Genomic DNA, 21945 nt, shown 5'->3' on the forward strand with positions numbered 1-21945 from the left:
AATTTTCAAAAAAACATTCTAACTATAGTTATTTGAATAGAAATTATTCCAACAATAGTATAGCCCTCGTTCGTATGTATTTGGAACTCTTTTGTATGTAATGTGGCAACCTATGTCTGCAATACTCCAATGTGCTTTTCGAGGTCCTTGTAAAATCCATCTTAATAATCTATTATCGAGAGTCATCATCAAAAATTGATTAAATTTTTGAATTTCTTTTGCAGTACATATCTCATAACCATTTCCATTACAAGAAATTATAGCAAATGAATTATCATTAATTTTTAGAATTATTTTAGTTTCAGATATCCAATTGATACTTTTTCTTGTCTTCTCAAAGTTTTCATAACAAATTGGCAATAATTTAATTAAATCTTGTTCAGATGGAATGGGTTCATCTTCATATTCATATCTCTGTTTTGAAAATACAGAAGAAACAAAATTAGATTTCTCATCAAAATCGACAGGAATGAATTCCTGTGATTGTTTCCCTGTTGAAATATCAAAATTACATTCATGATTTAACACAACGCACTTTGATTCATTTTCTGGAATATTTTTTACAAGATATTCGTATGCTTGTTCTAATTCTGGTTCTCCACGATATTTGTTAAGATCTACATTCTTTCCTGTTAGTGTATAACGTCCTGCAAAGGGCATAAAATGTCTAGGTTTGAATAAATTTACATATTGTAGTGTTGTTTGCAATTTTTTTTCTTGTTTAATGATGGCCTCATTCATTTTTTCTGATTTATCTAAATCAAAACATTGAGGATATGATGATGCTTTCACATATCCCACCAAAAGAAAATCAATCTTTGTATACATTTGTTTAACTTTCAACGATGTTTTCTCTGCAATTGGAAATGGGCAATCATTTGTGTTTACAATTACTTCGTTACCGTTATCAATTATTGATAGTGTATCTATCTGTGTTGTTCCGTAATTCTTTTCTAAAACATTACATCCCATCAATTTTCCACAAATTTCTGGATTACAATCATCTGCTGCTAAAACATTGATGTGAACATTTTCTTTTAATTTCGTTCTTTTATTATGTTCTAATTCTATTACATCGAATCCAAGATTTTCGAGAAATGATTTAAGAAATTTTTCAGGAAACTTGTGAATGATAATTGGAATTTTCTTATTTAACTTCGATAATGTAGATGAACTACAATGATCTGGATGGATGTGACTAATATGAATAAAATCCACATCATCAAATATTTCTGGTCTAAAATCATATGGAGGATAAATTCCCCATGAGCCGAAATATTCTTCTCCATCTAACCAAGGATCACATAAAATTTTGACATTTTTGTCCTCAATTAAGACAGATGCAGAATTTAGATATGTTATCTTCACTTTTTTTAATTAAAATTTTAGATATTAAAATTAATCATATGAAATGTATACAAGAGCTTAAAAACTCACTTGTTAAGAAATTTCAAAATGAAATTCTTATTCATCTCACCTAGATTCTCTGGTGGAATTGGTGGTCATGCTGCAATGTTAGCTGAGCAATTAACTAAAAATGGTCATGAAGTCAAAAAAATGGAAACTACTCATATTCCGATAAAGAATATGAAAAACCCAAGCTTTGCTGTTTTAAGTAGCTTGAAGAGTATGTTTGATAGGGAATTCTACGACATAGTTCATGGATTTAACATTCCATCAGCATATGCAATGAAATATGCAAAAGGAAAAAAGAAAGTTCTATCAGTTCATGGGGTATTTAGTGATCAGGTTGATACATTACATTCAAAATCAGTTTCATCTATTGCAAAAAATGCACAATCACAGGTTTTACAATGGCCTGATAAATTAACTACAGACTCAAAAGCAACGCAAAAACTATACAAAGAAAAATTTGATATTGAATTTGAGTATTTACCGTCACCTTTGGATACAACCATGTTTAATAAAATTGGCTCTGTTAAAAAAATTAAAAATCAAATAGCATATGTTGGACGTGATAGTCGTGAAAAAGGAATTGATATTCTAAAAGAGGCTGAATCAGAAATTAATGGAAATGTTGTATATTGTACTGATCGTTCATGGGAAGAAGCAATGCATATTATAAAATCATCAAGTATAGTTGTGGTTCCATCTAGAATGGAAAGTTTACCTACAACCGTTAAGGAGGCATTTTATCTTAACGTTCCAGTAATAGGAACTAATGTTGGAGGAATTCCAGAATTGATAAAAAATAATGAAACCGGAATTATAGTTCCACCTGAAAATCCATCTGAACTAGCACAAGCAATTAATGAATTATTATCTGACAGAGAAAAATCAGAAAAACTTGCTACTAATGGAAATACATTTGTAAAAAATAATATGACTTGGGATGTTATATTACCAAAATATGTTCAATTCTATGAAGATTTGTTAAAGGATTAACTGATAATCTTGTTCACATGTTCACAAATTTCTAAAGCTTGGTCATCTGTGAGTTGTGGATATGAAGGAAGAGACAATATCTTTTTTGAGAATTTTTCACTATTTGGTAATTCATATCCAAATTCTTGATAAATTAGCTGCTTGTGTATTGGTGTTTCATAATAAATAGCAGAACCTATTTGATTATCTGCTAACTCTTTACGTATTTCATCTCTTTTTTCATGTTTTATTACAATTTGATGATAAACTGATTTTCCATCTTTATTTTCAGGCAAAATACAATCTTGCACCAAATTTTTTCTGTAAATAGATACAATTTCTCTCCTTCGTGCAGTTTTTTCATCAAGATGTTTTAGTTGTACTCTCCCGATTGCAGCATTTACTGTGTTAAGACGCATTGTAAATCCTAGTTTATCAAACTCATTCTTTGTTTTTCTACCATTATCACGAATTGATTTAATTTTTAATACAATCTCTTCATCATCCGTGGTAGTCATTCCTCCATCTCCACCAACTGTCATGTTTTTTGTTGGATAAAATGAAAAACAACCTATATCACCAAGACTACCGACCTTTTTTCCTTTGTATTCTGCACCATGTGCTTGACATGCATCTTCTATAATTGGAATTTTTTGTTCTTCTGCAAACGATTTGACCGAATCAAAATCACAAGGATTACCATAAATATGAACAGGAATAATTGCATTTACATTATTTTCATTATTTGATAGATCTATACCTCCATCATCCATGTCAATATCTGTAAGAATTGGTTTTGCATTTGTCATTCTGATACAATTTGCTGAAGCGATGAATGAATTTGTTGGAGTAATGACCTTATGTGATTCTCCTATTCCTAATGCCATCAATGAAATTTGTAATGCACCATTTCCAGAACTAACAGATGCTGCATATTTTGTACCTGTATATTTTGCAAACTCTTCTTCAAACTTTGAGACACTTTCTCCACCTACAAATGATTCATTTCGTAATGCATGAATTGCAGCTTCTTCCATTTCGACTGTAAACTCTTGAATAAAAAATGGAATTTTCATACTAATTATATCCTATATTATGTTTTTTTAAGTGATTTAAAAAATCATTACAAATTTTATCCCAATTGAAATTATTTTCTACAAATTCTTTACCTTTCTTACCCATTTTATTTGCATCCTCTAAATTGTTTAATAATGTTGAAAGTTTTTCAAATAATTCCTTTGAACTATTTTTTTCAATTAAGAATCCTGTCTCTCCATCTTTCATCAATTCGGGAATTCCTCCAACATTAGTTGCAATAACAGGTTTTTCCATTAATTGAGCTTCCTGTAGAGTAAGTGGTGACATATCTATTCCACTGATTAATGTGTAAACATCAATTTCTGTTAAAAATTCTCTCACTTTATCTGGATATTCTAATGAGCCAAGCCAGTGAAAATTTTCATATTTTTCTAACAATGGAAGAATTTTATCTCTATAAACCCCATCTCCTGCCCAATAGAACTCCACATTAGGCATTTTCTCTAAAATTTCTGGTAGAATCATTAGTTCTTTTGTTTTTTCCCAAATTGTTGCACTTTGTAAAATTCCTACACATGGATGTTTTAATTCCATTCCTTTTTTTTGGAACCAATTATCTGAATTAATTCCTTGGTACATTGTTTCTATAGATTTTTTTTTATATCTTTTTTTAGTAACTTCTGAAAGATAATTACAAATTGGAAATATCATTTTTGAATCATTAAAACAAATTTCTCCTATTTCATCCCATTTATTTATGGCTATTTTCTTTCCTGCAGATTTGTATAATGTTTCTTTTGCCATAATCATTTCTGCCCAGTGATCACCTCTCAAATGAATTACCAATGGAATGTTAGTTTTTGATGCTTCTAATGCAAAGTGTCTTGTTCTGTCTACAAAAATAATATCTGGCTTAAATTCTTCAATTAAATTTTTAAATTTTTTATTTGAATTAAACCAATTTTTTACTTTTCTACTTGGAAATCCATCTGCGTAATCAGAATCCAAAATAACTTTACACGTTATTCCTTTTTCTTCTAAATTCTTTGCAAATTCCTTTAAATGAAAAAGCTTTGAACTTGATCCGCCAATCAATAATCTCATTTTATAATATCTCCGTTAACCACTTACGAAGATCTTTTTTTGGTTTCCAATTGAAAGATTTTACTGCTAATTTATTATCTGCTTGACTCATTTTTATATCTCCTTCGAGTGGAGCATCAAAAATCGGTTGCATTTCTAATCCTGAAACATCTATCATCATTTTTGCTAATTCTAATATTGAAATTGCATCTCCTGTTCCCACATTTACTAATAATTCTGTTTTGTGACTTTCCATGCATAATAAATTCATCATAACAACATCTTCCACGTAAATAAAATCGCGTATTTGAGTCCCATCACCAAAAATTATTGGAGGTTGTTTTTGATTTATTCTATCAATGAATTTTGTGATAACACCTGCATATTCAAGTGTTTGACCTTTTCCAAAAATATTGAAATATCTTAAACCAATAATTTTAGCTCCCATTTTTGAATATTTTTCAAATAAAAATTCGTCATCTAATTTTGTCTGACCGTATGGATTAATTGGATTTCTTTCTGAATCTTCATTGATAGGCATAGTTTCTTTATGTCCATAAACACTTGAACTACTTGCATATACTACTTTGAAATTATTTTTTTTCGCTAATCTGAATATATTTTCAGTCCCTATAACATTTACATCATGATATTCTTCTGGCCTGTCAAAGGAATCTTGTACAACTGTTAATGCTGCTTGATGAAAAACACCGTCAATATTCGAAAGAATTTTCTCTAAACTTGCATAATCTCTAATGTCAATCTCTTCAAATTGTATTTTTGATAGAACTGATTCTAAATTATCTTTTTTTCCTTTATGTAAATTGTCAATAACTATAACTTGATGCCCCTTTCTAACTAATAATTTAACTAGATAGCTTCCTACAAAACCTGCACCTCCTGTCACTACATATTTCAATTTATTTTCCTATTCCTAATGCAAAATATTCTGCATTCATATTTTTTTTAGAAAATATTCTTCTGCAATCAATAATTAATTTTCTTTTCATTAGTCTTATTGATTTATTGTTTATTTTTTCAAATTCTTTCCAATATGTCATAAATATTGCACATTGACTATTTTCTAAAGCACGAATCATAGAATCCTCGTATGTAATTTTTTTATCAAATATTTTTTTAGTATTATCTATTGCCTTAGGATCATAAATTGTTATATTTGCTTTCATTTTCAAAAGTTTTTTTATTAATTCAATTGATATGGAATCTCTCACATCATCTGTGTTTGGTTTAAATGCAGTACCCATAATTGTGATTCTTTTTGAAGAAATACCTTTCAGTTTCTTTTCAACTAATTTTATAATTTGTTCTAGTTGTTTTGTATTGATTTCTTCTACAGCATTAAGAAGTGATGGCTTTACTCCAATATCATTTGCAAAATTTATGAGTGCTTTCATATCTTTTGGAAGACATGAACCTCCATATCCTGGTCCTGCATTAAGAAATAATTTTCCAATACGTTGATCTAACCCAATTGTTTTTGAAATATCATCAATATTTGCTTCAGGAATATTCTGACAAATATTACTTAATTGATTGATAAAGCTAATTTTTGTTGCAAGAAATGAATTATTTGCATATTTGACCATTTCTGCAGTTTGATGGTTTGTAATTATTATTGCTGTATTTGGGTGTAATTTAGAAAAAAAGTGTTTGGCCTTTTTCATATATTTTGTATTGTAACCACCTAGAACTACTGCATGTGGAAATTTTGTATCTTTTATTGCACTAGTCTCTTGTAAAAATTCTGGGTTTGATATTAATCCAAATTCTTTACCAGCTTTTTTCTTCGAATTTTTTTCTAATATTGGTAAAATTACATTTTTCATAGTTCCTGGTGTTACAGTACTTTTGATAAAAATTATCTGATCTTTTTTATTTTTGTACATACTTTTACTAATTTTGGTAATCGATTTTCTTATCATAGAAAGATCAATTGCACCATTTGATTTTTGAGGTGTTCCCACAGCTACAAAAATAAAATCGCAATTTCTAACAAGAGAAAAATCATTACTTATTGTTAATTTCTTTTTTAATCCCTCTCTAAGTGTTTTTTCTAATTTGGGTTCAAAAAATGGTGGATTTCCTGCTGAAATTTCTTTACATTTCTTTATGTCAATATCTATTCCAATAGTTTCGTATCCTTTCGCGGCTAAAACACTAGTTAATGATAATCCAACAAAACCTAATCCAATAATTGCAATTTTCATATTTTTAAATCACTCTTCCAATAAATTATGCTTTCCTAAATGTAATATTTTGTGAATTTTTATATGATTCAACATTGCCTACGTCTATTTCATCTTCATTTTTATTTAATGGAATTGCGAGAACTTGTTTTTTTTCTTTAATTAAATTTTGTATTGCATCTGTTAGTTGAAATTCTTTACCTTTTCCTGGTTTGATTTTTCTCAAGCTTGAAAAAATATCTGATCGAAAATAATATAATGCTAAAATTCCAAAATTTGATTTTGGTTTTTCAGGTTTTTCTATTACTTCTTTAACTGAAAATAAATTATTTGATATTTTTTCTATTGTTGGAACCCCATATCGTTTAGGATCTATAATTTCTTTACAAAGTAGAATTGCTTTTGCTTCTGGATTTTTTTTTGCAACTTCAATTAATCTTTTAATGGGATGTTTTACTTTACTGAGAATGGCAACATCTCCTGCATGAACAATAAAATCTTCTGTACCAACATATCTTTCTGTACGTTTTACAGCGTCTCCAAAACCTAATGGCTTGTTTTGATTAATCCAAACTAAATGCGAATTTTCTAATTTTTTATAAAAACTATTCATATATTTTCTATAATCTCCAGATATTTCTTTCAAATAAGCATCATGTGGAGTGAAATGATCCTCTATTGATCTCTTTTCACGACCTACAACAAAACAATAATCTCTAAAATTCATAGAATACATCTGTTCATAAATATATTGTAATAACGGCATTACCACTTTTTTATTTACAGATACTTTTGAAAAAACTGGTACCATCTCTTTTGGCATTTCTTTTGTAAATGGTAATAGTCTTGTACCCTTTCCAGCTGCAGTAATAACTACTTTAGTCACAGAAATTCATTATTTGTCTCATCATCAAGCTTTTATAATTTTGGAATAAAAGCTATCATTCCAAAATTATAATAGGTAAAAATAGGTTGAAAATACAGGCATCTGTGATATCATGTCAAATTCAAGAATTAATATGAATAATGTTGAGGCTGTATCCAATTCACTAACCTCAAAATCATTAAAAGTTTGTGTGATTGGAATAGGCAGAATTGGTCTTCCAACTGCTTTATCCTTTGCAAAATCTGGATTAGAAACAATTGGTGTAGATATCAATGAAAGTTTAGTACAAAATATCAATTCCGGAAAATTTCCATTAAAAGACGAACCGGGATATGATAAAATTTTTGATGACGTTATAAAAAATAAAAAATTTTCTGCAACTACTAATATTGAAAAAGCTGTACCAAACTCTGATCTAGTGCTTCTATCATTACCTACTCCAATGGATGAAAATAATGTACCAGATTATTCTGCATTACGAACTGTAGGTATGAAATTATCTGAAGTGTTATCCCCTAATTCTTTAGTAATTGTTGAAAGTACAATTGAACCTGGATTTATTGAAGATGAAATGGTGTCATTAATTTCAAAATCTGATAGATTGAAAATAAATGACAATTTCTTTATTGGTGTTTGTCCTGAAAATGCAAATCCAGGAGAAATATTACATGATTTTACAAATTTACCTAGATTAGTTGGAGGTATTAACCAAAATATTACACAAATAATCAAATCTATATACAATTTTGTATTTAATGTTGAATTAGTTGAAATGCCAAATTGTAAAACTGCAAATGCTGTAAAACTGACAACAAATGTTTTTCGTGATATTAACATTGCATATATTAGTGAACTTGCATTAATGTTTGAAAAATTAGGAATAGATACAAACATTGTCTTAGAAGCAGCAAAAAAGAAATATAATTTTCAAGTTCATTATCCTGGTTCTGGTGTAGGTGGACCTTGTCTTCCAATCAACTCATATCAACTTCTTAATACTGCAAGAAGAACAAATTCTAATCTAAGTATAATTGAATCAGGTAGAAAAATCAATGAAAAAATGCCTGAACATGTAATCAACTTAACTTTAGATGGATTCCAAGAATGTAACCAAAATATCAAAGAAGCTACAATTTTGATTCTTGGAATATCGTATAAACCAAATGTCAAAGATATTCAATTAACTCCTGCAGAAATTATTATTAAAAAACTACAAGAGTTAGGAGTAACTGTGTGCATTTATGATCCATATTTTAAAGATGTTGATGTTTTTGGAATTAAATCTGAAAAAAATCTTGATGATATAATCCCCAATGTTGATGCTGCAATTATTGTAACAGGCCATGATGAATTTAAAAAATTAGAACTCTCAAAATTTAGTCAAATGAAAAATAAGATATTAATTGATACAAGAGGAATAATTGAACCAAATTCAGCAAAAAATGAAAATTTAATTTTTAGAGGACTTGGACGTGGATAATAATTCACAATCAATTAATCCTTTATCTCTTGTAAACATTCTAACTTTGCGATATGATCCGTCTATAATCCCTAACCTTCCTACAAAAAACTTTCAACATTTTGAATCTATACACGAACAACCTAATGTTGATAAAATTGAAAAATCAATTTGTAAAAATATTGAGCAAAAATTACAGACATTTGACAAACAAAAAATTTGTATTGCATTGAGTGGTGGAGTTGATTCCACATTAGTATTATCATTATTACGAAAAATTAAACCTGATATTGAAATAGAAGCTTTATCTATAAAATTTGCAAATAGTGTAGATGAAACTAAAAATGCATCTAAAATAGCTGATACATTTGATGCAAATCATACTATAATTAATCTTGAAAATTATCTATCTGAATTACCTAAAGCAATTAGCATGATAAAACTTCCTTTTTGGGATCTACATTGGTATTATGTTGCAAAAGCATCACAACCTATTTCAAAATTTCTTGTTTCAGGTGATGGTGGTGATGAACTTTTTGGTGGTTACACCTTTAGATACAAAAAATTTCTTTCATTAACAAATGAAACTTCAAGTCCATTAGAAAAAACAAAAGCATATTTAGAATGTCATGAGAGAGATCGTGTTTCTGATCAAGAAGATATTTTTACAAAAAAATCTAATTTTTCATGGAATTTAATTCATGAACAACTTATTCCTTATTTTGATAACAGTTTATCTAATTTAGAACAAATATTCTTAGCGGATTACAATGGAAAATTATTGTACAATTTTAATCCTGTAAATTCGAGAATAATTAATTCTCTTGAAATGAATTTACTTACTCCTATTCTTAATGATGATTTGATTTTGTCTGCTCCACATATTCCAATTGAATACAAATATGATGAGATTACAAATATTGGAAAAATACCATTACGTTCTATCTTAAAAAAGAATGGTCATGATTCTTTAGTTTCTTCAGAAAAATTAGGATTTAATGTTAACACAATTAATCTTTGGAAATCTCATGGTCATTCATTATGTAAAGAATTTCTTTCTGATTCAAGAGTAGTTAAAGATGGTTGGATAAACAATGAATGGATTCAAAAACACATTGATTCTCCGGAGTTAGATGTGAAATATGTTAACAAATTTTTAGGCATTTTAGCTTTTGAAATTTGGTATAGATTATTCATTACCAAAGAAATGAGTAGTAATACTACATTAGATTAATTTAGTATACAAAAATGAAAATAATAATGAAAAAAGATATTGTTGCTGGATTAGGCGAAATCGGTCTTCCAATTTTAAAAATCCTATCTAAAAAAGAAAATATTGTGGGTTATGATCTAAATGAAAAATTAATGAATAAAAATAAATTTCAAAAACTTAGTGAATTACCAACATCTTTCCTTCATGTAGCAATTCCGGTAACTATAAAATTTGACTCTAGTTTAATTCAATTAAACAAGAAATTCAAACCTGATTGTATTGTAATTCACAGTACAATTCCTCCTGGAACAACAGAGAGACTTCAAAGAAAAATTAATTCCCCAATAATTTTTAGTGCGACTAGAGGTGTTCATAAAAGAATGTTAAAAGATCTTAAACATTATACAAAATTCTTTGCAATCTCTAATTCTGCTCCAAAAAAACAATGGGCAATCAAAACTTTCTCCAAAAAAATGAAAAATTCTGGAATAAGGACTAAACAAATGACAAAACCTGAAACCTTGGAATTAGCTAAAATTCTATGTGACACATCATATCTTGGATGGTTAATTAATTATTCACAAATTACTAATGTTATAGCAAAAAACTTTGACGTTAATTACGATGAAATGTGGACTTTTTCAGATGAAATTCATAAACGTTTAGGAAATAGACCCAAAATGTATCCTGGTTATATTGGAGGGCATTGTGTAATTCCAAATTTAGAACTAATTAATAACCAAACATTGAATCTAATTAAAGAAATGAATACCTCTTATAGTAAAAAAATCAAAAACACAAAATCAATCTATAAAAAATATCTGAAAACTTAGTACTATTTTTTAACATATTTTTCTGCAACAGCAATAAATTTTCTTGCAACTATATCCCAATTAAATTTCTCAGAAAGTAATTCTCTAGATTGTTTTCCTAGTTTAGTTGCAACATCTTTATTTTCAATTAAATATTTTATCGAATTAATCCATGTTTCATGATCTCCTTCGTTAACAAGTAGACCAGTTTTTTCATGATAAATCATTTCAGGAATACCGCCAACATTAGATGCTATGATTGGTTTTTCCATAGCCATAGCTTCTCTACATGATAGAGGTGTTGTATCCATGCCAGTAGGTAATGCGTAAACATCAATTTCTGTCAAATATTCTCTTATCTTTTCTGGATAGGAAAGAAAACCTAAATAATGAAAATTTTTGTATTTTTCAAGTTTATCTAAAATCTGTTTTTTATATTGTCCATCTCCCACCCAATAGAAATGCACATCTGGTAATTTTTTCACAACTTCATCCAATGTCAACATCTCCTTTGTCTTACCCCACCAATTTGCATCATGAGACATTCCTACACATGGATGTTCCAACGTCATTCCTCTTGCAGGGTACCATCTTGAAGCATCTAATCCTTCAAGAAAATGAAATGTTTTTGCATTAGGAATATGTTCCTTAATGACATCTTCCAAATAGTCTGCTGTCATAAAAATTCCTTGACATTCACGAAAAACTTTTTCAGCATTTTTTTGTCGTAAATTTAAAACAGTACGCATTAGTAGACCTTTGTATATTGTTTTTTTTGCCCATTCTTGTTCCATCCAGAAATGACCTCTAAGATAAACAAATAGAGGAATATTTTTTTTAATAGTTTCTAAACCAAAATGAGATTGCCTATCCACAAAAACTACATCAGGATCATAATCATTAATTAAATCATTAAATTTTTTTTTAGAAAACCAATCGCCAAGATTTCTACTTGGAAACCCTTTGGCATAATCGACTTCTCTAACTAATTTGTAATCATGTCCTATTTTTTTTAATGCTTCACCAAATTCTTTTAAATGGAAATATTTCCCAATGCTTTTCTTAGAAGTACCTCCTCCAGCACCTGATGCAATTAAAACTCTCAATACTCTATTTTATAATATAACTAATTTAAATTGATAAGAAATTTTTCTTTTTTCCATACTGAAAATATCACAGCATAGCTTAAATGTATAGAAATAAAGTTCTCCTATGAATCGAATATTAATAATTTTCTTGTTAGTTTCTTTTGTAATAATTTTCTTTTTAGGATTGTATGTTGGATTATACAAAATTTTTCCTTTTTCTGAGTTGAATAATTTAAAAGATGAACTAGAATTACGATCTTATAATTTAGATTATAATTCTTACCCGGTTGAGATCAATAATTTAATTTCTCTTCAAAACTCAAATGATATAGAACAAAAAAGAAAAGAACTAATCAAATTTATTTGGAAAACAAATTCTTTACCACAAGAGTTACCAAATACTATTGACAGAAATATTATTGATAAAAGATTTAGTGATCTTTCTAATCTCAAACAAATTGATCGTTTAACAATAAAAATGGAACATGAATTATCGTCAATTGTTTATGTTTTCCTACCTGAAAAAAGTAATGGAAATGTAATGATCTATCATCAAGGTCATTCTGGTGGTTTTGTAAATGGAAAATCAACTATTGAAAAATTTCTTGATAGTGGTTTCACAGTAGCTGCTTTTTCCATGCCTTTAATTGGATTAAATAATCAACCTGTAATCGAGATTGAAAATCTTGGCTCAGTTAAATTATTCAAACATAATCAATTTGTACTTCTTGAATCAGAAAACTTTTCCAGTTTGAGTTATTTCTTTACACCAATTTCCATCACATTAAATTACTTGTCAGAAAATTTTTCATTTGATGATTTTCACATGATTGGAATATCTGGTGGAGGTTGGACAACTACCGTTTATCCTGCATTAGATACTCGAATCACAAAATCCTTTTCCGTAGCAGGTTCATTACCTCTCTCATTAAGAATTGTAGTAGATGATGTAGGTGATTACGAACAATTTCATCCAGAATTCTATTCTATAGCAAATTACCTAGAACTTTACATAATGAGTTCATCTGGAAATGGCAGAGAACATTTTCAAATTTTTAACAAATATGATACATGTTGTTTTGCAGTAAACTCTTTAGATCTATTTGATGATTCTATGAAAAAATATTTTTCTAAATTTGACTCTGGCAATTTTGATATTTTAATAGATGATACTCATAAACAACATAAAATATCTAATTCTATATCTGATATTATTATAAAGAAAATTACTTAATTCTCCCAATCAAATTTTTTCCCAATTAGTTCAAAAAGTTCTTCATTATGTATTTTGAAAAATTCTCTTAATTTATCGCGTGTTTTTCCATTCATAGGTGAATATTCACCTTTTTCCATATGCACTTTATTTTTTATTTGAATTTCAGCTATATCTAAAAATTGAAATATTTTTCTGTAAATATTCTCTTCATTATCTCTAAATTCTTCTGTAGATAATACAAGAATTTTCTCTTTTGAAAAAATATCGAACCATGGTTTTAATTGTAAAGCATACAAACTTTTTTTAATATAATGTCTGTGTTCTTTTGGAAATTCAAGTGACCTATCTCTGTATTTTTCTGAAATTTCTGTTTCTAATCTCTTCATTTCTTCAATTATTGCTTCATCAAAATCAAGTTTTTCAGTTTTTTCTTTCACTGTTATATTATATTGTGAATAAGCTCTGTCAATAGGATTTCGTAACATAACTATAATTTTTACATCAGGTTGAGTTTTTTTTATATTCTCTGCAGTGATCTTAGTTTCCATATATCTAGTTGTTACATCAAATGCCAAAAATTTTCCATATTGTTTTTCAATTTTTCTCTTTTGTGAGATAGTTGGGAAAAAAGATTTGTACCAATTAATACCTAAATGAAAATTATCATTAAAAAAGCCCATATTATCATGATGTGATCTTGCAATTGAAGGGTGTTCTGGAAGATAAGAAAACAATGATGTAGTGCCACATCGTTTTGCGCCTATTATTATGAAATCTGGTAAAACTCTAGATGAAGAAGTAACACCAAAAATATGTCTCTTTACAAATAAATGATAACATTTTCTAATCGTATTATGTAGATTCATTTTTCTAAATATTATTGGTATAATAATTATTTAATATACTGTGTAGTACGTTTCTCATCATCACTAAAAACTACACCTACTGTACGTAATAATGAAACATTATTTTTTTCACAATACTCAATTAATTTTTTGACATAACCTTGAAATGATTCTGGGTCCTCTTTCTTTTTAAGAATATTTGAAAACAGATCATCGTGATCTAGCATAACAACCTTTTCCTTTGATTTTAGAGCAGTACATATCTCGTCAATATTTAGAACACCGTTAGGACTTTCAATTTTAGGAACAATACTTATTCTATCTGGGACTTTTTCCAAAAATTCTTTGAGATCATCAGCTGATTCCACATTTGATACAGCAAAAAATTTTACATTTTCCTTATTTTCCAAAATTGGAATCATTTCATCCAAAGTATATCTGTTATTTGGTGGTTTTATTCTTCCAATTGGAAGATCAATAAAAAAATTGGAATTACTATTTTTTGTTAATTTTTCCTCTAATTCTGAAATACTATTACACCATGCCATATTAATTCGTAAAACACTGTCTTCGGAGGTTGAAATGTCATAATTTGTTATATTTTGTGATAGGATTATCATTATTTTCAATAAAAAAATTATTCTTATTAATTTTACCTATAAATCATAAATTAGGCACGTCTTATCATTAGTGTCAAAGATCATTATTGTTGATTCACCAAAGTATCTATCATGAGTATAGTTCATTTTCACTGGATAGTGTGCAGTACCAGGATTTAATACAATTACTGTTTTCTCGTCAACATAATTTTCTTTTTGGTGTGTATGTCCAAAGATACAAACATCGAATTTTTTTGAATCGATCATTTTTTGTCTTTTTTTGGCATCTGTTCCATGATAAATTCCAAATTTTAAATTGTCAATCTTTATTTTTCCAATTTCCTTAAACAATTCTCCATTAATTCCTTCAAATTCTTCTTTTAGTCCTTGCTCTTCTCCATCATTATTTCCTAGTACCCCAATAATTTTCACACCATCTTTAGATAATCTCTTAAATTCTGTCACTACTGGCGGTGCTACAAAATCTCCTACATGGATTACAATTGATACATTATTCTGAGAAAAAATGTCGATTGCCTTGTTCGTATTGAGTATATCATCATGTGTATCTGAAATAATCCCTATTTTCATTCTACTTGTTCTGGTTTTTACCAAATAAATTCTTCTACTTCTTTGAGATGTTTATAGTGATATTGATATAATTGATTCATAGGATAGATTCATGAATGAAATTAAGAAATCAAAAGATGATTTACTCAGTAGATCTTGGTACTATTTTCGTATTGGATGGTCAACATACTTATCATTTATTTTTGCAGCATTAACCACTCTAACTGTAACATTTTATCTAATAATAGATGATTACCCTGTTCTCAAATCAGTCTTTCCAACTTTTGAAGTATATCTTACAGTATTTTCTGCCATTGGATTTCCTCTAATTATTGCAATAGGATATGGACATTTCAAGCGAACAAAAGCAAGAAAGGCCGAAGTTGATATTGAACTTGAAACAGATCCTTACAGACTCCGAACTCTAGTTAATTCAGATATGATTCTAAACTTATATCTAAAATATTATTCCATATTCCTTCATCGTTATGATGGCAACATAACCGAACAAGAAAAAAATAATTATTTGGAGATTTTAAACCAGATTCAATCATTTGTCAAAGATAGAAAGTTATTAAGTAAACATGATACAAAATTTATAGAACATATTGATACCTTTCCAAAATCTAAAAATTCTGATCATAGGTTGATGAGTTGATAATACATGAAAAATAAAGAATTATTTAAAAAAAATCCTTTGTTTCGTGCTTGGTTTTATTTTCGTATGGGATGGTCAACATACTTTGCATTTATTTTTGCAGCAATAAACACTCTAACTGTAACATTTTATTTAGCAATAGAAAATTACCCTGTTCTCAAATCAGTCTTTCCAACTTTTGAAATTTATGTAATTATAACGGTCTTAATTGGAATTCCTTTACTTGTTACAATAGGTTATGCACATTACAAAAGAACAAAAGCAAGAAAAGCTGAAGTTGATATTCTTGTAGAAACCAATCCGTACATTATGAGAACACTAGTGAACACTGATCTAGTTTTAATTTTGACTCTAAAATTAGCTGAAATAATTAAAAATTCAAATGATGATAGTATTCCAAAAGAATTATTGGATGAATTAACAAAATTACAAGATGAACTCAAAGAGTTTTCAAGTCAAAGAAAATTTAGAAATGAAAAGGATCTTCAATTTTTTAAAAATATTGATAGAAAGTGGTAATTTAATTCTCTAATGAAATTTCAGCAAGTAATCTCTCCATTTCATTAACTTTATTCTTATTATTTTCTGAAATATTTTCTTCTTCTAATGGGTCTGAATGTAGATCATAAAGATGAACATTTTTCATACAATCATCTCTATCTCGAAAATACTTGTAGTCTGATGTTCTAATTCCAATAACTTTAGTATCTGTTTTTTCGTCGGAAAAATTTTCTGTACTCTGTAAATATGCAGGTAATTCATCTAGATCCTCATTATTAAAATAAGGAAAAAGTGTTCTACCATGTATTTTTTCATAAAAAGAAAAACCAACTAAACTGAAAACTGTTGGAAAAATATCTACACTTCTTACTTGTTTATCGATTATCTTATTCTCATTTACTCCGTATCCTGTAAATAATAAAGGAATAACAAATCTTTCATCAAAAACCTGACTCTTACCTAGAATAATGTTTTCCATTATTCTTTTTTTATATGGTGATAACTGTAAACTTTCAAGTTTTTTTAAATCCGGTTCAAGACTATTTTCAATAATATTCTCTCTTCTCTTTGTATAACTTTTTGAAAGAATCTTTCTCATTGGTTTTAAAAATCCTGGTGATCTTGAAATAATTTTATGACTAACATCAAATGCTTTTCCTTTTGGAATTTTCTTTTTATTTCGAATCTGTAAATTTAAACGATCCATCTCTTTATCAAATACTCCTACATCTGAACCATGATCTGCAGAAATAACAACTAATGTTTTCTCAAAATCTATCTCTTCAAAAATCTTACCTAACCATTTATCCATTAAAGATACCATTCGTTCATATTGATTTTTTCCAAGATTAACATCTTCAAAGTCTTCATGTTGAAAATCTTTATGAAAAATCGCTGGTCCATGAATATCATTTAAGTGAATGTACCAAAACCATTTACTCTTTTCTTTCTTTTCTTTCATTTTGGCAATTAATTCATCACCGATTCCATCGTAAAGTGTAGAATTATCATCATAAGAATCTAAATTATCCCCAAATATTTTTTCTAGAGAAAGATTAGTTAAAATTTTTGGAATAAATCCATACATTTCGTAATTCCTTTTTTTTAATTCTTTTAAAAAAAACATTGAACTTTCTACAATTTCAGATTTTTTTTCATTTTGTTTAAATGAATCAAATGGGTAATTACCTGTTAAAAGGCTAGATATTGCTGGAAGTGATGATGAAGCAGAGCTAATTGTTTGTGAAAAATATACTCCACGTTGAATCAATTTATCAATATTTGGTGTTACAGAAGTTTTTTCTTTATGAAAAAATTTATCTGATCTGAAAGAATCAATAATCAAAAATAATATGTTAGGTTCTTCCACAAATTACTTGTACACTCAACCCTAATGAATTTTTTTGATAATTAGTTAGTATGATCGAGTAATGATGCTTCGTTTACCTTACCTTCTATCTTATGATTCTCAACAAACCATTCAACTGTCTTTTCCAATCCTTGTTTAAGACTAAATTTTGGTTCCCAGCCCAATAATTGTTTGGCACGTGAATTATCCAATGAACGGGATAATGCACCTGTTGGTTTTGATGTATCAAAATCAAATTCCTTTGGTTCCCAACCCAAAACTTCACATATCATTTTAACAACATCAATCATCTTGTATCTAACTCCTGTTCCAAGGTTAATCGGTGTCATATCTGAAATTTTTTCTGCTGCAAGAATTGAACCTGTAACAATATCTTCTACATATGTAAAGTCTCTTTCTTGTTGTCCATTTCCCCATATTTGATATGGATCCATTTTTTCAACTGCCTTGTAAATTAATGCTATAATTGCATGTGTAACATCTTCTCTTGGACCATATGCTGTTACAAATCTTACAGGACATCCTTTTAATCCATATTGTTTGTTAAATGATTTCATTTGTACTTCACTCATTAATTTTGCCCATCCGTATTCCACATCTGCACTAAGAAATCCATTTAGTTTATCGCAATCCGAATCCTCTTCTTTTAACTTATAATCTGAACCAATTTCATTTTGTAATTCTGTTGGATATACACATGCAGAACTAGAAAAAATAATTTTTTCAACACTTGAGTTGTTACATGCATCAAATACATGATGATCAATAGCAAAATTTGAACATACATCTGCAGGATGTGTATCTATGTATCCTCTACCTCCATGATCTGCAGCAAAATGAAATACTATTTCATTTCCATCAAAAAGTTTTTTCATTTCATTTTTTGAAACATATTCTAAATCTTGTTGAACAAATTTAATAGAATCCCATGATTTACTCAGATTTTCTTTTTTTCCATTACTTAGGTCATCCACAACCGTAACTGTGGCTCCTTGATTAACTAAATTATCAACTAAATGACTACTGATAAAACTCGCTCCACCTGTAACTAGAACAGGACACTCATTCCAATTCATGTAATCAAAAATTCTTGAACCTATTATAAGTTAATAAAAATCAAAAAATGTTTAAAGACAAATCACATTAAAAATTTATGAATTATTTTACTTCGATATTATCTCATGAAAAACCTCTGAAATTCCTTACTGCTAAAATACTCATAAAAACTAATTTATGTAGATTTTTTACTATTCGCCAAAGCCACTATACTCTGAAATTCTTTCCCACTGCTCTTTCACAAAATAAATGGATTAATCAAAATTATGTTCATGCTGCCGATGATCCATTTCTTCAACATTATATTAAAAATGGCGATAAGATTATTGATGTTGGTGCAAATATAGGAACTGTAACACTATTAGCTTCTGCATTAATTGGAAATTCTGGAACAGTATATTCTATAGAACCTCATCCAAAAACTTTCAATTATTTACAAGAAAATTTAAAATTTAACAACACCAATAATGTTGTATCATTCAATCTTGCTATTGGTGATAAAAATTCTACAATAGGTTTTTCTGATAAAAAATCTGATGATCAAAATCAAGTTACTTTTTCAAATACAAACTTAACTGTACCACTAAAGAAATTAGACGATCTAGATATTCAGGAAGATATCATCGATCTGTTAAAAATAGATTCAATAGGATTTGAAAAATTTGTTCTTTTGGGTTCTAAAAATATTCTAGAAAAAACTAGGTGTATTCAACTTCCAATCTCCGGTTCATATCCAAAATTTTTCCAAACGTATGGGTATGAATATGAAGAAATTCTTCAAATTCTTCGCAAACATGACTTTGAAATTTTTGAGTACAACAATAAAAAGAATTTATTTCACTTAGATTCAAATTCTATTCCAACAAAAGGTGATCTTCTTGCAATATCTGATACTAAAAATTTTGTAAATAGAACTAATTATACAATTATGTAATTTTAAAAAAATAACTTTGTAGAAATCTATTTATCTAATCTAGCGTGACTAGTCAAATGGCAAAAATTATTTTATCTGGTGGTGCTGGATATATTGGTACAAAATTAACTGAACATTTACTAGAAAACACTGATCATACAATTGTAATTGTAGATAGATTAGATTTCAAACTAGATGAAAATTTTAAAAAAAATACATATTCCAATAATCGAGTTAGTTTTCATAAAGAAGATATCCGAAATCTTGATTTTATGAATTCAATAATTGAATCGAATGATTATGTTGTTAATCTTGCAGCTCTTGTAGGTGAACCTCTATGTAAAATCAAACCAGAAGAAGCAGTAGATGTAAACTTTGAAGCAGCAAAAAATCTTGCAATACTCTGTAAAGAGAAAAATATTAAAAAATTCATTCAATTATCAACCTGTTCAAATTATGGACAAGCAAAAGAAATGGTTGATGAAGATGGCGAATTATTTCCTACCTCATTATATGCTGAAACGAAGGTAAATCTGGAGAAATTTTTGATTAAAAATATTCCTAATGCTACAATATTACGTTGTGCTACTGCATATGGATTATCCGTAGGTAGAATGAGATTTGATTTGTTAGTAAGTGATTTTATCAAAGAAGCATGGTTAGAAAAACAAATCAATGTTTTCATGCCCGAAGTACACAGGCCAATTGTCCATGTAAGTGATATCTCTACTGCTATTTCGTTATGTATTGATCATCATGGCGATCTTTCTCGTGTTTATAATGTTGGTTCCTCAAATCAAAATTATACAAAAAGAGAAATTGCAGAAAAAGTTAGTAGTAGACTTAATGTTCCTCTAAACATTGTGGAAAAAGAAGATAAACGAGACTATATTGTAAATTTTGATAGAATAAAAAATGAATTAAATTTCTCTACAAAATTTCTTGCTGAAGATGGAATTGAAGAAATGGTAAACATTCTTGAAGAAGGAACTTTTGATTTAAACCAATCAAATGTATAAAGATGAAAGAAAAATTCATTCCACAATTTATTCCATATTGGGATGAATATGAAAAAAAACAAGTAAATAAAATTTTAAATGCTGATTATCTAAATGAACATAAAACTGTAAGGGAATTTGAAAGAAAATTTTCTGAATTTGTTGGGGCCAGATATTGTATCACTTGCACTAGTGGAACTACTGCATTATATCTGGGACTAAAATCCTTAACTGAAAAAAATAATTTTAAGTCAATAAATATTCCCGATTATGCTGGAATTTTTTCAGCTTATGCTACGATTCAAACAAATGTCAAGCCAATACTTGTTGATGTTGGAAAAAATGGTAGTATAAGCAATAATAATAAATTAAATTTTACAGTTCATTCAAATGGTAGATTGGGGAGCAAATCAAACATTGAAGATTGTGCGCAAGCAATATCTCATCACACTAAAAATAGTATTAGTTGTTATTCATTTGCAAGTACTAAACATATTACTACTGGTGGTCAAGGTGGAGCTGTATGCTGTGATGATAAAGAGACATTTGATATATTGAGTCGTTTAAAGGATCTAGGTCGAAATGATAGACAAAAACTAAAACCTATGAGTGATAATTTTGAGTTTTGGGGATTTAACTCTAAATTTACAGAAGTACAGGCAGCTTTTGGATTAGCACAACTTAAAAAATTACCTAGTAGATTGAAACGATTAAAAAAAATGTATAAAACAATTTCTGAAGAATTAAAAAATGAAAATGTTGAATTTTTTGAAGAAGAACCTACATGGTATATTGACATGCTTGTGAAAAAACCAGATGTTTTTTTAGAACGTCTCAAAAATCTTGGAATACAAGGAAGACGTTTCTATAAACCACTTCACAAACAACCTTATTTTAGGAAAAATTTTCCTTCAAAAAAAGATTTTAAAAATTCTAATAATTTATACTCCCGTGGCATTTGGCTTCCATCCACAACTAATCTAACTGACGCTGATGTAAATAGAATTATTAAATCAATAAAATTGGTATTGCATTCATAGAGATGAGAA

22 protein-coding genes are annotated in these 21945 nt (G+C 28.3%); 10 read left to right on the forward strand and 12 right to left on the reverse strand.

Going from position 1 to position 21945, the window contains the following annotated elements:
* Nucleotides 1-18: 18 nt before the first annotated feature.
* A complete protein-coding gene (locus T478_RS00620) occupies nucleotides 19-1368 on the reverse strand; it encodes an MBL fold metallo-hydrolase (protein WP_048104379.1) in 1350 nt (449 codons plus the stop codon).
* Nucleotides 1369-1455: 87 nt separating this feature from the next.
* On the opposite strand from T478_RS00620, the gene T478_RS00625 reads away from it, so the two are divergent.
* On the forward strand, nucleotides 1456-2406 hold the full coding sequence (locus tag T478_RS00625) for a glycosyltransferase family 4 protein (protein WP_048104381.1): 951 nt from the start codon (nucleotides 1456-1458) through the stop codon (nucleotides 2404-2406).
* On the opposite strand, the gene T478_RS00630 is transcribed toward T478_RS00625, so the two are convergent.
* Genes T478_RS00630 through T478_RS00650 form a run of 5 tightly spaced genes read right to left on the reverse strand, consistent with a single transcriptional unit; the run spans nucleotide 2403 to nucleotide 7599 of the window.
* Complete coding sequence (locus T478_RS00630; protein ID WP_052433799.1) at nucleotides 2403-3461, reverse strand: DegT/DnrJ/EryC1/StrS family aminotransferase; 1059 nt, start codon at nucleotides 3459-3461, stop codon at nucleotides 2403-2405. The two genes, T478_RS00625 and T478_RS00630, sit on opposite strands and share 4 nt — an antisense overlap.
* Nucleotide 3462: 1 nt before the next feature.
* Nucleotides 3463-4527: a glycosyltransferase family 4 protein gene (locus T478_RS00635; RefSeq protein WP_048104383.1), complete on the reverse strand. Its 1065-nt coding sequence runs from the start codon at nucleotides 4525-4527 to the stop codon at nucleotides 3463-3465.
* 1 nt (nucleotide 4528) lies between these two features.
* A complete protein-coding gene (locus T478_RS00640; RefSeq protein ID WP_048104385.1) occupies nucleotides 4529-5425 on the reverse strand; it encodes an NAD-dependent epimerase/dehydratase family protein in 897 nt (298 codons plus the stop codon).
* Nucleotide 5426: 1 nt separating this feature from the next.
* Nucleotides 5427-6734, reverse strand: a complete 1308-nt coding sequence (locus T478_RS00645) for a UDP-glucose dehydrogenase family protein (protein WP_048104387.1) — start codon at nucleotides 6732-6734, stop codon at nucleotides 5427-5429.
* Nucleotides 6735-6759: 25 nt separating this feature from the next.
* Nucleotides 6760-7599, reverse strand: a complete 840-nt coding sequence (locus tag T478_RS00650) for a sugar phosphate nucleotidyltransferase (protein ID WP_052433800.1) — start codon at nucleotides 7597-7599, stop codon at nucleotides 6760-6762.
* 112 nt (nucleotides 7600-7711) lie between these two features.
* On the opposite strand from T478_RS00650, the gene T478_RS00655 reads away from it, so the two are divergent.
* From T478_RS00655 to T478_RS00665, 3 genes are read left to right on the forward strand one after another with little or no spacing between them, the layout of a single operon-like run.
* Nucleotides 7712-9079: a nucleotide sugar dehydrogenase gene (locus T478_RS00655; RefSeq protein ID WP_238573605.1), complete on the forward strand. Its 1368-nt coding sequence runs from the start codon at nucleotides 7712-7714 to the stop codon at nucleotides 9077-9079.
* Complete coding sequence (locus T478_RS00660; protein ID WP_048104389.1) at nucleotides 9072-10292, forward strand: asparagine synthase C-terminal domain-containing protein; 1221 nt, start codon at nucleotides 9072-9074, stop codon at nucleotides 10290-10292. The genes T478_RS00655 and T478_RS00660 overlap by 8 nt, the downstream gene beginning before the upstream one ends.
* A gap of 26 nt (nucleotides 10293-10318) precedes the next feature.
* Entirely contained in the window at nucleotides 10319-11104 is a 786-nt protein-coding gene (locus T478_RS00665) for a hypothetical protein (protein WP_048104390.1), read from the forward strand.
* Nucleotides 11105-11106: 2 nt separating this feature from the next.
* On the opposite strand, the gene T478_RS00670 is transcribed toward T478_RS00665, so the two are convergent.
* Nucleotides 11107-12189, reverse strand: coding sequence for a glycosyltransferase family 4 protein (locus tag T478_RS00670; protein ID WP_048104392.1), 1083 nt, complete (start codon nucleotides 12187-12189; stop codon nucleotides 11107-11109).
* 106 nt (nucleotides 12190-12295) lie between these two features.
* Between T478_RS00670 and T478_RS00675 the strand changes: the two genes are divergently transcribed.
* On the forward strand, nucleotides 12296-13405 hold the full coding sequence (locus tag T478_RS00675) for a hypothetical protein (protein WP_146150881.1): 1110 nt from the start codon (nucleotides 12296-12298) through the stop codon (nucleotides 13403-13405).
* Here T478_RS00675 and T478_RS00680 read toward each other — a convergent pair.
* Genes T478_RS00680 through T478_RS00690 form a run of 3 tightly spaced genes read right to left on the reverse strand, consistent with a single transcriptional unit; the run spans nucleotide 13402 to nucleotide 15422 of the window.
* Nucleotides 13402-14253, reverse strand: coding sequence for a sulfotransferase domain-containing protein (locus T478_RS00680; protein ID WP_048104395.1), 852 nt, complete (start codon nucleotides 14251-14253; stop codon nucleotides 13402-13404). The genes T478_RS00675 and T478_RS00680 overlap by 4 nt on opposite strands.
* A 26-nt stretch (nucleotides 14254-14279) precedes the next feature.
* Nucleotides 14280-14852: a pyruvate kinase gene (locus tag T478_RS00685; protein WP_107734688.1), complete on the reverse strand. Its 573-nt coding sequence runs from the start codon at nucleotides 14850-14852 to the stop codon at nucleotides 14280-14282.
* Between the two features lie 36 nt (nucleotides 14853-14888).
* Complete coding sequence (locus T478_RS00690; protein ID WP_052433801.1) at nucleotides 14889-15422, reverse strand: YfcE family phosphodiesterase; 534 nt, start codon at nucleotides 15420-15422, stop codon at nucleotides 14889-14891.
* A gap of 91 nt (nucleotides 15423-15513) precedes the next feature.
* Between T478_RS00690 and T478_RS00695 the strand changes: the two genes are divergently transcribed.
* Nucleotides 15514-16059 carry a hypothetical protein gene (locus tag T478_RS00695; protein WP_052433806.1) on the forward strand — a complete coding sequence of 182 codons (546 nt, stop codon included), beginning with the start codon at nucleotides 15514-15516 and terminating at the stop codon, nucleotides 16057-16059.
* 6 nt (nucleotides 16060-16065) lie between these two features.
* Nucleotides 16066-16578 (forward strand): hypothetical protein, encoded by a 513-nt coding sequence (locus T478_RS00700; RefSeq protein WP_048104399.1) that lies wholly within the window; start codon nucleotides 16066-16068, stop codon nucleotides 16576-16578.
* Nucleotide 16579: 1 nt separating this feature from the next.
* Here the strand turns inward: T478_RS00700 and T478_RS00705 are convergent, their stop codons facing one another.
* Nucleotides 16580-17929, reverse strand: a complete 1350-nt coding sequence (locus T478_RS00705; protein ID WP_048104400.1) for a sulfatase family protein — start codon at nucleotides 17927-17929, stop codon at nucleotides 16580-16582.
* A 41-nt stretch (nucleotides 17930-17970) separates the two neighbouring features.
* Complete coding sequence (locus T478_RS00710) at nucleotides 17971-19005, reverse strand: NAD-dependent epimerase/dehydratase family protein (protein WP_048104402.1); 1035 nt, start codon at nucleotides 19003-19005, stop codon at nucleotides 17971-17973.
* Nucleotides 19006-19082: 77 nt separating this feature from the next.
* Between T478_RS00710 and T478_RS00715 the strand changes: the two genes are divergently transcribed.
* Genes T478_RS00715 through T478_RS00725 form a run of 3 tightly spaced genes read left to right on the forward strand, consistent with a single transcriptional unit; the run spans nucleotide 19083 to nucleotide 21936 of the window.
* Nucleotides 19083-19919, forward strand: a complete 837-nt coding sequence (locus T478_RS00715; protein ID WP_048104403.1) for an FkbM family methyltransferase — start codon at nucleotides 19083-19085, stop codon at nucleotides 19917-19919.
* A 56-nt stretch (nucleotides 19920-19975) separates the two neighbouring features.
* On the forward strand, nucleotides 19976-20917 hold the full coding sequence (locus tag T478_RS00720) for an NAD-dependent epimerase/dehydratase family protein (RefSeq protein ID WP_048104404.1): 942 nt from the start codon (nucleotides 19976-19978) through the stop codon (nucleotides 20915-20917).
* A 2-nt stretch (nucleotides 20918-20919) separates the two neighbouring features.
* Nucleotides 20920-21936, forward strand: coding sequence for a DegT/DnrJ/EryC1/StrS family aminotransferase (locus T478_RS00725; protein WP_048104406.1), 1017 nt, complete (start codon nucleotides 20920-20922; stop codon nucleotides 21934-21936).
* Nucleotides 21937-21945 lie beyond the last annotated feature (9 nt).

Origin of the sequence: Candidatus Nitrosopelagicus brevis (genome assembly GCF_000812185.1) — an archaeon.
In the GTDB taxonomy this organism is placed as follows: domain Archaea; phylum Thermoproteota; class Nitrososphaeria; order Nitrososphaerales; family Nitrosopumilaceae; genus Nitrosopelagicus; species Nitrosopelagicus brevis.

What these genes read in the sequence shown, in the direction of transcription:
- T478_RS00625 (WP_048104381.1), top strand. Translation starts at nt 1,456, where the DNA reads ATGAAATTCTTATTCATCTCACCTAGATTCTCTGGTGGAATTGGTGGT.
- T478_RS00630 (WP_052433799.1), bottom strand. Translation starts at nt 3,461, where the DNA reads ATGAAAATTCCATTTTTTATTCAAGAGTTTACAGTCGAAATGGAAGAA.
- T478_RS00635 (WP_048104383.1), bottom strand. Translation starts at nt 4,527, where the DNA reads ATGAGATTATTGATTGGCGGATCAAGTTCAAAGCTTTTTCATTTAAAG.
- T478_RS00645 (WP_048104387.1), bottom strand. Translation starts at nt 6,734, where the DNA reads ATGAAAATTGCAATTATTGGATTAGGTTTTGTTGGATTATCATTAACT.
- T478_RS00655 (WP_238573605.1), top strand. Translation starts at nt 7,712, where the DNA reads ATGTCAAATTCAAGAATTAATATGAATAATGTTGAGGCTGTATCCAAT.
- T478_RS00665 (WP_048104390.1), top strand. Translation starts at nt 10,319, where the DNA reads ATGAAAAAAGATATTGTTGCTGGATTAGGCGAAATCGGTCTTCCAATT.
- T478_RS00675 (WP_146150881.1), top strand. Translation starts at nt 12,296, where the DNA reads ATGAATCGAATATTAATAATTTTCTTGTTAGTTTCTTTTGTAATAATT.
- T478_RS00680 (WP_048104395.1), bottom strand. Translation starts at nt 14,253, where the DNA reads ATGAATCTACATAATACGATTAGAAAATGTTATCATTTATTTGTAAAG.
- T478_RS00685 (WP_107734688.1), bottom strand. Translation starts at nt 14,852, where the DNA reads ATGATAATCCTATCACAAAATATAACAAATTATGACATTTCAACCTCC.
- T478_RS00690 (WP_052433801.1), bottom strand. Translation starts at nt 15,422, where the DNA reads ATGAAAATAGGGATTATTTCAGATACACATGATGATATACTCAATACG.
- T478_RS00695 (WP_052433806.1), top strand. Translation starts at nt 15,514, where the DNA reads ATGAATGAAATTAAGAAATCAAAAGATGATTTACTCAGTAGATCTTGG.
- T478_RS00700 (WP_048104399.1), top strand. Translation starts at nt 16,066, where the DNA reads ATGAAAAATAAAGAATTATTTAAAAAAAATCCTTTGTTTCGTGCTTGG.
- T478_RS00710 (WP_048104402.1), bottom strand. Translation starts at nt 19,005, where the DNA reads ATGAATTGGAATGAGTGTCCTGTTCTAGTTACAGGTGGAGCGAGTTTT.
- T478_RS00715 (WP_048104403.1), top strand. Translation starts at nt 19,083, where the DNA reads ATGAATTATTTTACTTCGATATTATCTCATGAAAAACCTCTGAAATTC.
- T478_RS00720 (WP_048104404.1), top strand. Translation starts at nt 19,976, where the DNA reads ATGGCAAAAATTATTTTATCTGGTGGTGCTGGATATATTGGTACAAAA.
- T478_RS00725 (WP_048104406.1), top strand. Translation starts at nt 20,920, where the DNA reads ATGAAAGAAAAATTCATTCCACAATTTATTCCATATTGGGATGAATAT.